Origin of the sequence: Microbacterium sp. PF5 (assembly GCF_004794315.1) — a bacterium.
Taxonomy (GTDB): domain Bacteria; phylum Actinomycetota; class Actinomycetes; order Actinomycetales; family Microbacteriaceae; genus Microbacterium; species Microbacterium sufflavum.
Genome location: NZ_SSDQ01000040.1, coordinates 24,747 through 37,328, shown reverse-complemented (window position 1 = coordinate 37,328; position 12,582 = coordinate 24,747). Strand labels below are relative to the sequence as shown.

The 12,582-nt window shown below is 68.9% G+C and carries 10 protein-coding genes and 1 pseudogene; 1 reads left to right on the top strand and 10 read right to left on the bottom strand.

Going from position 1 to position 12,582, the window contains the following annotated elements:
* A pseudogene (locus DW297_RS18705) lies at positions 1–1,126 on the top strand (hypothetical protein); the annotation flags it as partial.
* 76 nt (positions 1,127–1,202) lie between these two features.
* On the opposite strand, the gene DW297_RS01905 reads toward DW297_RS18705, so the two are convergent.
* The 10 genes from DW297_RS01905 to uvrA form a co-directional block, all read right to left on the bottom strand.
* Positions 1,203–1,556 (bottom strand): RNA polymerase-binding protein RbpA, encoded by a 354-nt coding sequence (locus tag DW297_RS01905; RefSeq protein ID WP_136028839.1) that lies wholly within the window; start codon positions 1,554–1,556, stop codon positions 1,203–1,205.
* Complete coding sequence (gene secG, locus DW297_RS01900; protein ID WP_101845144.1) at positions 1,556–1,804, bottom strand: preprotein translocase subunit SecG; 249 nt, start codon at positions 1,802–1,804, stop codon at positions 1,556–1,558. The genes DW297_RS01905 and secG overlap by 1 nt, the downstream gene beginning before the upstream one ends.
* Before the next feature lie 81 nt (positions 1,805–1,885).
* A complete protein-coding gene (tpiA, locus tag DW297_RS01895; protein ID WP_136028837.1) occupies positions 1,886–2,677 on the bottom strand; it encodes a triose-phosphate isomerase in 792 nt (263 codons plus the stop codon).
* Complete coding sequence (locus tag DW297_RS01890) at positions 2,668–3,882, bottom strand: phosphoglycerate kinase (RefSeq protein ID WP_136028835.1); 1,215 nt, start codon at positions 3,880–3,882, stop codon at positions 2,668–2,670. Before DW297_RS01890 ends, tpiA begins: the two co-directional genes overlap by 10 nt.
* Positions 3,883–3,892: 10 nt before the next feature.
* Positions 3,893–4,903 (bottom strand): type I glyceraldehyde-3-phosphate dehydrogenase, encoded by a 1,011-nt coding sequence (gene gap / locus DW297_RS01885; protein ID WP_136028833.1) that lies wholly within the window; start codon positions 4,901–4,903, stop codon positions 3,893–3,895.
* A gap of 116 nt (positions 4,904–5,019) precedes the next feature.
* Positions 5,020–5,646: a superoxide dismutase gene (locus DW297_RS01880; RefSeq protein WP_017202787.1), complete on the bottom strand. Its 627-nt coding sequence runs from the start codon at positions 5,644–5,646 to the stop codon at positions 5,020–5,022.
* A 189-nt stretch (positions 5,647–5,835) separates the two neighbouring features.
* Positions 5,836–6,813 (bottom strand): DNA-binding protein WhiA, encoded by a 978-nt coding sequence (gene whiA / locus DW297_RS01875; RefSeq protein WP_136028831.1) that lies wholly within the window; start codon positions 6,811–6,813, stop codon positions 5,836–5,838.
* A 63-nt stretch (positions 6,814–6,876) separates the two neighbouring features.
* On the bottom strand, positions 6,877–7,749 hold the full coding sequence (gene rapZ / locus DW297_RS01870; RefSeq protein WP_136028829.1) for an RNase adapter RapZ: 873 nt from the start codon (positions 7,747–7,749) through the stop codon (positions 6,877–6,879).
* Positions 7,750–7,784: 35 nt separating this feature from the next.
* On the bottom strand, positions 7,785–9,692 hold the full coding sequence (gene uvrC / locus DW297_RS01865; RefSeq protein WP_136028827.1) for an excinuclease ABC subunit UvrC: 1,908 nt from the start codon (positions 9,690–9,692) through the stop codon (positions 7,785–7,787).
* On the bottom strand, positions 9,692–12,580 hold the full coding sequence (uvrA, locus tag DW297_RS01860) for an excinuclease ABC subunit UvrA (protein ID WP_136028825.1): 2,889 nt from the start codon (positions 12,578–12,580) through the stop codon (positions 9,692–9,694). Before uvrA ends, uvrC begins: the two co-directional genes overlap by 1 nt.
* Positions 12,581–12,582 lie beyond the last annotated feature (2 nt).

Below are 12,582 nucleotides of genomic sequence, written 5' to 3'. Positions count from 1 at the left end.
CCGCCGCCGACGCCGGCCGCGGGGCCCCGTCGTCGCCGGCGTGATCGGCGCGGTCGCCGTGGTCGCGGCCCTCGCGATCACCCAGGTGTCGGCAGCGCTCGGTTTCGATGACGCATCGGCGCGCGTCGAAACAGCCGCGCGCGCCGTGGACGCTCAGCGTTCGGAGGTCGATCACCGGTACGCCGCTCTGCTGGAGTCCACGGACGCCGGTCACGTGATCCTCGACACCGGCAGTCCGACTCTCCCGGTGCCGGAGGAATCCTGGTCGGCCCTCACCGCCGCGGTCGCGGACGGCGAGGGGATCGGAGCGGCCGTGGAGGACGCCGTGGCGGCCGATCGACCGCCCGCACGCGACAAACCGGCCTGGTTCTGGGAGCTCTTCGGCACCACCGCCCAGTTGGAGGACGACGAGCGGGCGCTCGATGAGCTCGACGCGAACCTCGAGCGGGCGTCGGCGGACGCCTCGCGCGGACGGGACGCCGTGGCCGAGAGCGGACTGGCCGTGCTCGCGACGGCAGGGCAGGCGGCGACCGCGTTCGAGGCGGCGCACGTGTCGGCTCGCAACGATGCCGTGATCGCCCTGCGCGACGCCGCGGCCGACGTCACCGCCGTGACGACCATCGACGACACCGCGGTCGCGGCCTACGTCGCGCTGCAGGATGCGGCGGCCCAGGTCGTCGCCACCGAGGCGGCGGAGTTGAGCGAGAAGGACGGCCCCCTCCGCGGCGCACGCCTCGAGATCGAGGCGTTCGCCCGGTCGCTGGCCCCCGGAGTGCTCCTGGAGTTCGACTGGGCCGCGACCGTCAACGGCGCGGGCGCCAACGGCAGCATGGGCGGCTACACCACGTGGTGGTGGGACGAGCCGGGTCGCGCCGTCATCCAGCTGTCGGACTCGGTCGCCCAGCAGTGGCCCGCCGATCGGAGCAAGGCGCTCGTCGCGCACGAGGTGGGACACGCCATCAGCGTCAAGTGCCAGGGCATGTACGACTCCTCCACCCAGGACAGCATCGAGAAGTGGGCGACGGCCTGGGCGATCAGCATGGGCTTCACCGACGACGCGAACGGCGTCTGGGCCTACGGCTACCCGCCGCAGAACTACATCGACGCGGCCGCCGGCTGCCGCTGACGGAAACAGAGAACCGCCACGGATGATCCGTGGCGGTTCTCAGTTCGACTCGGCGTCTGTCCGACTCAGCGGGAGGTCACTGCCCCCGGCGCTCACGCAGCTGCGTCAGCGCGTCTTCGAGGAGCTGTACGGCCTCCTCGTCGGTGCGACGCTCCTTCACATACGCGAGGTGCGTCTTGTAGGGCTCCGTCTTGGCGACGGCGGGAGGGTTCTCCTTGTCGCGCCCCGCGGGAAGGCCCGACTGCGGGTGGTCGATGATCTCGGGGATCTCCTCCTCGGGCAGACCGGCCGCGAAGTAGCGGACCGTCTCATTGCCGAGGCCGTCCCAGTACGTGACAGCGATGCGGTCGGCGTGGTAGCCGTGGTCCTGCTCGCCCATCGGGCCGGAGCCCACCCGGGTACCGCGGATCGCGTTTCCACCGGTAGCCATCAGATCACCTCGAACTTCGTGATGAGGCCCAGCGCGACGATGGCGACGAACCACGTGAGCGCCAGGACGACGGTGAAGCGGTTGAGGTTCCGCTCCGCGAGACCGGAGGAACCCACCGCGGTGGTCATGCCTCCGCCGAACATGTCGGACAGGCCGCCACCGCGACCCTTGTGCAGGAGGATGAGGAGAGTCAGCAGCACGCTGGTGATACCCAGCACGACCTGCAGGACGAACTCGAGAATTGCCACGAGAAAGAGCCTTTCGCTGGGGCCGGAGCGCCCCCGTAACGGTCAAGTATACGGTGCAGCGGGGCCGCAGCCCCGCCGCACTCACACGCCGACGTGCTTCTCGAAACGGATGATCGCGGCGAACTCGTCGACGACGAGGCTCGCCCCGCCGACCAGGGCGCCGTCCACATCGGGCTCCCGCATGAAGCTGGCGATGTTCGCCGCCTTCACCGAGCCGCCGTAGAGGATGCGCGTACGCGCCGCCGCCTCGTCGCCCAGGACCTTCGCGATCACCCCGCGCAGCGCGGCGCACACGTCCTGCGCCTGCTGCGGGGTCGCGGCCTGACCGGAACCGATCGCCCACACGGGCTCGTATGCGACGACGATGTCCGCCGACGGCGAGACGCCCTGCAGCGCCGCCTCCAGCTGACCGGCCGGAACCGCGCTCGCCCCGAACTTCTCCAGGTCCTCCGCGGTCTCGCCCACGCAGATCACCGGCACCAGGCCGTGCTTCAGCGAGGCCTTCACCTTGGCGGCGACGACCTCGTCGGTCTCGTCGTGGTACTCGCGACGCTCGGAGTGACCGATGATGACGTAGGTCGCGTCGAGCTTCGACAGGAACGCGCCGGAGATCTCGCCGGTGTACGCGCCCGAGTCGTGCGCTGACACATCCTGCGCACCGAAGGCGAACGGGATCTTGTCGGCGTCGATCAGCGTCTGCACGCTGCGGATGTCGGTGAAGGGCGGGAACACCGCGACCTCCACCGAGCCGTCCTCGTGCTTCGCATCCTTCAACGTCCAGTGCAGCTTCTGCACGAACGCGACCGCCTGCAGGTGGTCGAGGTTCATCTTCCAGTTGCCCGCGATCAGCGGGGTACGGGAGCTCACGCCCATCCGAGGACCTCCAGCCCAGGTAGTTTCTTGCCCTCGAGGAACTCGAGGCTCGCTCCGCCTCCGGTCGAGATGTGACCGAAGCGGTCGTCGGCGAAGCCGAGCTGGCGCACGGCAGCCGCCGAGTCGCCGCCGCCGACCACGCTGAGGCCGTCGACCTCGGTCAACGCCTGCGCCACGGCCTTGGTGCCCGCCGCGAAAGCCGGGAACTCGAACACGCCCATCGGCCCGTTCCAGAACACCGTCTTTGATCCGCGGATCACCTCGGCGAAACGGGCCGCCGTCTCCGGACCGATGTCCAGGCCGATGCCCGACGCTCCGAACGCGGTCTCCTCGATCGCGTCCGCGGCTGCCACCTCGTGCGCCGCGTCCGCCGAAAAGGACGCCGCCACGACCACATCGGTCGGGAGCACCAGTTCGACGCCGCGCTCCTGCGCCTCCGCGATGTAGCCGCGCACCGTGTCGAGCTGATCCTCCTCGAGAAGGCTCGACGCCACCGGGTGGCCCTGCGCCTTGAGGAAGGTGAACAGCATGCCGCCGCCGACCAGGATGCGGTCGACGCGCGGCAGCAGGTGCGAGATCACGCCGAGCTTGTCGCTCACCTTGGAGCCGCCGAGCACGACCGCGTACGGCCGCTCCGGGTTCTCGGTGAGGCGGTCGAGCACGTCGAGCTCAGCCGCGATCAGCAGGCCCGCCGCCGAGGGCAGACGCTTCGCGAGCTCGTACACGCTCGCCTGCTTGCGGTGCACCACGCCGAAGCCGTCCGAGACCAGCACGTCTCCCAGCTCGGCGAGCTGACCGGCGAACGCCTCGCGCTCCGCCTCGTCCTTCGACGTCTCCCCCGGGTTGAACCGGAGGTTCTCGATCACCACGACCCCGCCGTCTTCCAGGGAGGCGACCGCGTCCTTCGCGGATTCCCCGACGGTGTCGCGCGCGAACGCGACGGGAGCGCCGAGGAGCTCGGACAGACGCTGAGCCACGGGCTCCAGGCTGTACTGCGGGTCGGGGGCACCGTCGGGGCGGCCGAGGTGCGAGCAGACGATCACGCGGGCGCCCGCGTTGATCAGCGTGTTCAGGGTCGGCAACGAGGCCCGAACGCGGCCATCGTCCGTGATGACCCCGTCCCGCAGGGGGACATTGAGATCACAACGGACGATGACGCGCTTGCCCTCGAGCGACCCCAGGGAGTCCAGGGTGCGCAGAGTCATGTGTCTGAGCTTAGAGGCGCTCGGCCACGTACTCGGTCAGGTCGACCAGACGGTTGGAGTAGCCCCACTCGTTGTCGTACCAGCTCGAGACCTTGATCAGGTTGCCGCTGACGTTGGTGAGCGTGGCGTCGAAGATCGACGAGTGCGGGTTGTGCACGATGTCGCTCGACACGATCTGGTCCTCGTTGTACTGCAGGTAGCCCGCGAGACGACCGTCGGCGGCAGCCTTCTTGTAGGCCTCGTTGACCTCCTCGACCGTGAGGTTCTCGCGGTCGGTGATCAGCGTGAGGTCGACGATCGAGCCCGTGGGGACCGGAACGCGGTACGACGAGCCGCTGAGCTTGCCGTTCAGCTCGGGCAGCACGAGACCGATCGCCTTGGCCGCGCCGGTCGACGCCGGAGTGATGTTGATCGCGGCGGCGCGTGCACGACGCAGGTCCTTGTGCGGGCCGTCCTGCAGGTTCTGGTCGGCCGTGTAGGCGTGCGCGGTCATCATGAAGCCGCGGTCGATGCCGAAGGCGTCGTTGAAGACCTTCGCCAGCGGCGCGAGGCAGTTCGTGGTGCACGAGGCATTGGAGATGATGTGGTCCGTCTCCGGGTTGTACGTCTCCTCGTTGACGCCCATCACGATGGTGCGGTCGTCGCCCGTGGCGGGAGCCGAGATGAGGACCTTCTTCGCGCCGGCCTCGATGTGCTTGCGTGCCGCGTCGGCGTTGGTGAAGAAACCGGTCGACTCGATGACGATGTCGACGCCCAGCTCGCCCCACGGAAGGTTGGCGGGGTCGCGCTCAGCGAACGCCTTGATCTCCTTGCCGTCGACGGTGATGCTGTCCTCGTCGTAGCTGATCTGCGCGTCGAGGACGCCGCCGACCGAGTCGTACTTCAGGAGGTGCGCCAGGGTCTTGTTGTCGGTGAGGTCGTTGACCGCGACGATCTCAAGGTCTGCTCCCTGCGCGAGCGCCGCGCGGAAGTAGTTGCGTCCGATGCGGCCGAAGCCGTTGATACCGATCTTGACAGACACTCAGGTCTCCCTGTTTCTCATGCGCCGGAGACCGCTGTCGAAGCGGGCGCCATGCGCGGGTTTTTTGGCTGAGATGGCGCCCCGACGAGCCGTGGGCCCGCCGGGACGCGACCCGGTTACGACAGTACCAGCAGGCCGTTCGTCTGCTTGCGGGCGACCTCGAGGCGCTGGGCGACGTTCTCCCAGTTCGCGATGTTCCATGCGGCCTTGACGTAGTCGGCCTTCACGTTCAGGTAGTCGAGGTAGAACGCGTGCTCCCACATGTCGAGCTGGAACAGCGGGATCGTGCCCTGCGCCGTGTTCGACTGCTGGTCGAACAGCTGCTGGATGATCAGGCGCGAACCGATCGAGTCCCAGCTGAGGACGGCCCAGCCGGACCCCTGGATGCCGGTCGCGGCAGCCGTGAAGTGCGCCTGGAACTTCTCGAACGAGCCGAAGTACTCGTCGATGGCGGCCTTCAGCTCGCCCTCCGGCTGACCGCCGCCGTTGGGCGACAGGTTGGTCCAGAAGATCGAGTGGTTGACGTGACCGCCGAGGTTGAACGCGAGGTCCTTCTCGAGCTTGTTCACGTTCGCCAGGTTGCCGCTCTCGCGGGCCTCGGCCAGCTGCTCGAGCGCGGTGTTCGCGCCGGCGACGTAGGTCGCGTGGTGCTTGTCGTGATGCAGCTCCATGATCTTGCCGCTGATGTGCGGCTCGAGGGCTGCGAAGTCGTACGGGAGGTCGGGGAGGGTGTAGGTCGCCATATCGCTTTCATCCAATCCGCGCCGCGCCCGCGGCGCTTGCCGATCCTCCGCGCCACCGATGTGCGGCGTGGAGCGGACGTCTCTCATCCTAGTGAGGACAACACCGGGTCGGACCGGATCCTTCCTCCCGTTGACGACGGCCCGCCACCCCGGGTAGGGCGACGGGCCGTCGGAGCAGAGGCGGGTGGATCAGACGTCGAGCCCGGCGGGGACAGCGGCCTCCGTGCCGGGGATGCCCTCCTGCTGGGCGCGCTTGTCTGCCATGGCGAGAAGACGACGGATGCGACCGGCGACCGCGTCCTTGGTGAGGGGCGGGTCGGCGTGGTGGCCGAGCTCGTCGAGGCTGGCGTCCCGGTGCGCGAGGCGCAGCTCGCCGGCGACCCGCAGGTGATCGGGAACCTCGTCGGCGAGGATCTCCAGCGCGCGCTCCACACGGGCGCACGCGGCCACCGCCGCCTGCGCGGAACGCCGCAGGTTCGCGTCGTCGAAGTTGACCAGGCGGTTCACGCCCGCGCGCACCTCGCGACGCTGACGCAGCTCCTCCCACGCCAGCGCGGTACGGTGAGCGCCCATCTCGCTGAGGATCGTACGGATCGCCTCGCCCTCGCGCACCACGACGCGGGGCATGCCGCGGACCTCGCGCGCCTTCGCGGCGACGCCCAGACGGTGTGCGGCGCCCACGAGCGCCATCGCCGCCTCGGACGACGGGCAGGCGACCTCGAGCATCGCCGAGCGGCCGGGCTCGCTGAGCGATCCAGCGGCCAGGAAGGCCCCACGCCACAGACCGGCGATCTCGGCGCGCGAGCCCGTGGTGAGACGGTTCGGCAGGCCGCGGACCGGACGGCGACGCGGGTCGAGCAGGCCGGTCTGGCGGGCGAGGGTCTCCCCCTGCGCGATCACGCGCACGGCCCAGCGGGCGCCGTCGTTCGCGGTGCTCGACTGCACCTGCGCGATCTCCGGGCGCACGCCGTAGATCTCGGCGAGATCCCTGGCGACGCGGCGGGCGAGGGTCTCTGCGTCGACCTCGGCCTCCACGGCCACACGGCCCGCGATGGAGTGCAGTCCACCGGCGAATCGGAGGATGGCTGTCACCTCCGCCACGCGCACCGTCGGGGGTGCATTGCGGATGCTGACGAGCTCAGCCTTGACGTCGGTGGTTAGTGCCACGACACTCCTTCACGTTCACGCGCCGGATCGCGACGCAAACCTCCAGCTTACTCGCCCGGGGGGCTATTCCCTGCCGAGGTCGCGGTGCCGCACGTTCACGGCGACCCCCGGAATCGCGGCGATCCTGCGGGCCAGCTCCTCGGACATCGCGACCGAGCGGTGCTTGCCGCCCGTGCATCCGATCGCGATCGTCGAGTGGCTCTTGTTCTCCCGCTGATACCCCTCGAGCACCGGCACGAGCGCCTTCGCATAGGAATCGAGGAAGTCGGTCGCACCCTCGCGGGACAGCACGTACTCACGGACCGTCTCATCCTGCCCGGTGAGGCCGCGCAGCTCCTCGTTCCAGTACGGATTCGGGAGGAAGCGCATGTCGGCGACCAGGTCGACGTCGGTGGGCAGCCCGTACTTGAAGCCGAAGCTGAGCAGCGTCACCCGATGCCGCGCCTCCCCCTCCTCCGAGAAGATGTCGGAGACCTGCGTCGCGAGCTGGTGGATGTTCAGCGCCGAGGTGTCGATCACCAGGTCGGCGGCCTCGCGGATGGGGGCCAGACGCGTCCGCTCCGTGCGGATGCCGTCGAGCAGAGTGCCATCGCCCTGCAGGGGGTGCGGGCGGCGCACCGACTCGAAGCGACGCACCAGGACGTCGTCGGAGGCGTCGAGGAACAGCACCCGGATCTCGCCGCGCGTGCGCAGCAGTCGGGCGACACCCGGGAAATCGTCGAAGAGGTTGCGGCCGCGCACGTCGACCACGGCGGCGACCTTGGGCAGCGAATCGCCACCCATGCCGGTCAGGTCGAGCAGCGGCCGGAGGATCTGCGGAGGCAGGTTGTCGACGACATACCAGCCGAGATCCTCCAGTGCGTTCGCCGCCGTCGTCCGGCCTGCGCCGGACATCCCAGTGACGATGAGGAACTCGCCCTTCTCCCCGTCAGTCATCGCTCCCTGCTCCTTCTCCCCCTCGGTCTCCCAGCCTAGCGAGTGGACAGGTGCGAATGGATGGTCTGAGCGAGCACCGGACCGATCCCCTGTACCTCCTGGATCTGCGACGGGTCGGCGGCGCGGAGGGCCGTGACCGAGCCGAAGTGCTTGAGCAGCACCTTGATGCGAGAGGCGCCGAGCCCCGGAACCTCGGCGAGCACGCTGCCGATGTCTTTCTTGCGCCTCTTGCGCTGGTGCGTGATCGCGAAGCGGTGGGCTTCGTCTCGCAGTCGCTGGAGAAGGTAGAGGGCCTCGCTGGTGCGGGGCAGGATCACGGGGAAGTCGTCTCCCGGCAGCCACACCTCTTCAAGACGCTTGGCGATGCCGCACACGGCGATCTCGGTGTGCCCCGCGTCGTGGAGGGCGCGCGCGGCGGCCTCCACCTGCGGCTTCCCTCCGTCGACGAGGAGCAGCTGCGGTGGATACGCGAACCGCGGCTTGCGCCGTGCGGTCGCCTCGCCCAGGTCCTCCCCCACGACCTCGTCGGTGGTCGGGTCGAGGACCTCCTGCTCCTCCTCCGGCCGATCCAGGTATGCGAGCCTGCGGCGCAGAACCTGGTACATCGAGTCGGTGTCGTCTGTCGTCTCGGCGATGTTGAACGACCGGTACTGGTCCTTGCGCGGAAGGCCGTCCTCGAACACGACCATCGAGGCGACCACGTTGGTGCCGCCGAGGTGCGAGATGTCGAAGCACTCGATGCGCAGCGGCGCCTCCTCCATGCCCAGCGCCTCCTGAAGATCGGTCAGCGCCTGGGTGCGCGCCACGTAGTCGCTCGTCCGGCGGGTCTTGTGCCGGATCAGCGCCTGCTGCGCGTTCAGCGTCGCGGTGCGCATCAGGTCGGCACGCTGACCCCGATGTGCGACCGCGATCTCGACCTTCTTGCCACGGCGTTCGCGCAGCCACTGCTCCAGCTCGGTCGCGTCGTCGGGGAGCGTCGGGACGAGGATCCGTCGCGGAACATCCTGCGCGTCGCCGTACGCCTGCTGGAGCACCTGGTCGACGAGCTCGGCGCCCGTGATGTCGATCTCCTTCTCGATCGTGAGAGCACGGACACCGCGCACGCGGCCGCCGCGGATCACGAAGTGCTGCACGGCGGCGGCGAGCTCGTCTTCCGCGATGCCGAACAGGTCGGCGTCCTCATCGGCCGGCAGCACCAGGGCGCTCTTGCCGAGCACGGCCTCGATCGCGGACAGCTTGTCCCGGTACTTCGCGGCGGCTTCGTAGTCCATCGCGGCGGACGCGGCGAGCATGCGCTTCGTGAGCTCGCGGGTGAAGCGCTCGTCTCCGCCCGCCATGAACGCGATGAAGTCGTCGACCATCGCCCGGTGCTCCTCGATGGACACCGTCATCGAGCACGGCCCGCCGCACTTGCCGATCTGCCCGGGGAAGCACGGGCGACCGGTCTGCATCGCCCTCTTGTAGCTCGCATCGCTGCAGGTGCGGATCGGGAAGGCCCTGATCATCAGGTCGATGGTCTCGTGCACCGCCCACACCTTGGGATACGGACCGAAGTACCGCGCCCCGGGGATCTTCCTGTTCCGGGTGACGATCACGCGGGGCGCCTCATCGGCGAGGGTGACCGCCATGAAGGGGTACGACTTGTCGTCGCGGTAGCGCACGTTGAACGGCGGATCGAACTCCTTGATCCACATGTACTCGAGCTGCAGCGAGTCGACGTCGGTGGGAACGACCGTCCACTCCACCGACGCAGCGGTCGTGACCATGCGCCGGGTGCGCTCGTGCAGCGTGCGCAGCGGGGCGAAGTAGTTCGACAGCCGCTGGCGCAGGTTCTTCGCCTTGCCGACGTAGAGCACCCGTCCGTCGGCGTCGCGGAACCGGTACACGCCGGGGTCGGTCGGGATCTCGCCCGTCCGCGGCTTGTACGGGAGCACGTCGGCCATCAGCTGGCCTTCCGCGCGGCGCGCCCCTCACCCAGGATCTCGGCGAGGAACTGCCCGGTGTGGCTCTCCTCGACGCGGGCGATCTGCTCCGGCGTACCGGTCGCGATGATCTGCCCGCCACCCGAACCGCCCTCCGGTCCGAGGTCGATCACCCAGTCCGCCGACTTGATCACATCGAGGTTGTGCTCGATCACGATCACGGTGTTGCCCTTGTCGACGAGGCCGTTGAGCACCTCGAGGAGCTTGCGGACGTCTTCGAAGTGCAGACCCGTGGTCGGCTCGTCGAGCACGTAGATGCTGCGGCCGTTGCTGCGACGCTGGAGCTCCGTGGCGAGCTTGACGCGCTGCGCCTCGCCGCCCGAGAGTGTCGTGGCCGACTGCCCCAGCCGCACGTAGCCGAGCCCGACGTCGACGAGCGTCTTCATGTAGCGGTGGATCGCCTGGATCGGCTCGAAGAACTCCGCGGCCTCCTCGATCGGCATCTCCAGCACCTCGGCGATGTTCTTGCCCTTGTAGTGCACCGCGAGCGTGTCGCGGTTGTACCGCTTGCCGTGGCAGACCTCGCAGTCGACGTAGACGTCGGGCAGGAAGTTCATCTCGATCTTGATGGTGCCGTCGCCCGAGCACGCCTCGCAGCGGCCGCCCTTGACGTTGAAGCTGAAGCGACCGGGCTGATAGCCCCGCACCTTCGCCTCCGGCGTCTCGCTGAACAGGGTGCGGATGCGGTCGAACACGCCGGTGTACGTGGCCGGGTTCGAGCGCGGGGTGCGGCCGATCGGCGCCTGGTCGACGTGCACGACCTTGTCGAGGTTGTCGAGGCCGGTCACCCTGGTGTGCTTGCCCGGAACGGTCCGCGCACCGTTCAGTCGCGAAGCGAGCACCTGGTACAGGATGTCGTTCACGAGGGACGACTTGCCCGAGCCGCTGACGCCGGTGACGGCCGTGAGCACGCCCAGCGGGAAGTCCGCCGTGACGTTGCGCAGATTGTTCGCCCGCGCGCCGACCACGCTCAGCATGCGCTTCTTGTCGATCTTGCGACGCTTCGACGGCATCGGAATCGCCCGGCGCCCGGACAGGTAGTCGCCGGTCATCGAATCGCTGTCGCCGAGGAGCGCGCTGTACGGCCCCGAGTGCACGACGGTGCCGCCGTTCACTCCGGCGCCGGGACCGATGTCGACCACCCAGTCCGCCGCCTCGATGGTCTCTTCGTCGTGCTCCACCACGATGAGCGTGTTACCCAGGTCGCGCAGCGTGAGCAGGGTCTCGATCAGCCGGCGGTTGTCGCGCTGGTGCAGGCCGATCGACGGCTCGTCGAGCACGTAGAGCACGCCCGTCAGGCCGGAGCCGATCTGCGTGGCGAGCCGGATGCGCTGCGCCTCGCCACCGGACAGTGACCCCGCCGAACGGCTGAGGTTGAGGTACGACAGCCCCACCTGGAGGAGGAAGTCGAGGCGCAGGCGGATCTCGCGCAGCACCTGGGCGGCGATCTTCGCCTCCCGCTCCGTGAGGTGCAGCTTCTCCATGAAGCCCCGCGCGTCGGCGAGGCTCAGGTGCGACACCTCGGCGATCGAGTGGCCGTGCACCTGCACCGCGAGCACCTCGGGCTTGAGGCGGTCGCCGTTGCACACGGGGCACGGCACCTCACGGAGGTACTCGCCCCAGCGGTTGCGCTGTGTGTCGGACTCGGCCTGGAGGTACTGCCGCTCGATGTAGGGCACGACGCCCTCGAACCCGGACGCGTACCGCATCTCCCGGCCGTAGCGGTTCTTCCACTTGACCGTGACCTTGTAGTTCTCGCCGCGGAGCACGGCCTCCTTGACGTCGGAGTGCAGCTCCCGCCACGGCGTGTCGAGCGAGAAGTCGAGGTCGCGCGCCAGCCCCTCGAGCAGGCGCTCGTAGTACTGGAAGAGACCCTTGCCCTGCGTGGTCCAGGGGATGATGACGCCCTCGCGGATCGAGAGATCTTCGTCGCCGAGCATCAGCTCGACGTCCACCGACATGCGCGTGCCCAGCCCGGAGCACGCGGGGCAGGCGCCGAACGGTGCGTTGAAGGAGAACGTGCGCGGCTCGATCTCGGTGAGGGTGAGGGCGTGGCCGTTCGGGCAGGCGAGCTTCTCGGAGAAGGTCTGCCAGGCGTCGTCGCCCTCGCCGTCGACGTAGTTGATCTGCACGACGCCACCCGCGAGTCCCAGGGCCGTCTCCACCGAGTCGGTGACCCGGCCCAGGATGTCGGGCGACGCCACCAGGCGGTCCACGACCACCGCGATGTCGTGCTTGTAGCTCTTCTTCAGCGTGGGCGGCTCGGCCAGCTGGATGAGGTCGCCGTCGACGATCGCGCGGGAGTAGCCCTTGGCGCCGAGCTCGCGGAAGAGGTCGACGAACTCGCCCTTCTTCTGCGACACGATGGGGGCGACGACCTGGTACCGGGTGCGCTCGGGCAGCTCCATGAGCTGGTCGGCGATCTGCTGCACCGTCTGACGCTGGATCTTCTCGCCGCACTCGGGACAGTGCGGCACGCCGATACGCGCCCACAGCAGGCGCATGTAGTCGTAGATCTCGGTGATGGTGCCCACGGTCGACCGCGGGTTGCGGTTGGTCGACTTCTGGTCGATCGACACCGCGGGGCTCAGGCCCTCGATGAAATCGACGTCCGGCCGATCCACCTGGCCGAGGAACTGCCGCGCATAGGCGCTCAGCGATTCGACGTAGCGGCGCTGCCCCTCGGCGAAGATCGTGTCGAACGCCAGACTCGACTTCCCCGACCCGGACAGGCCGGTGAACACGACGAGGGAGTCGCGCGGGATGTCGATGTCGACGTTCTGGAGGTTGTGGACGCGGGCACCGCGGACACTGAGTTTTCCGGGGGAGGCAACGGGGACGATGGGCACCG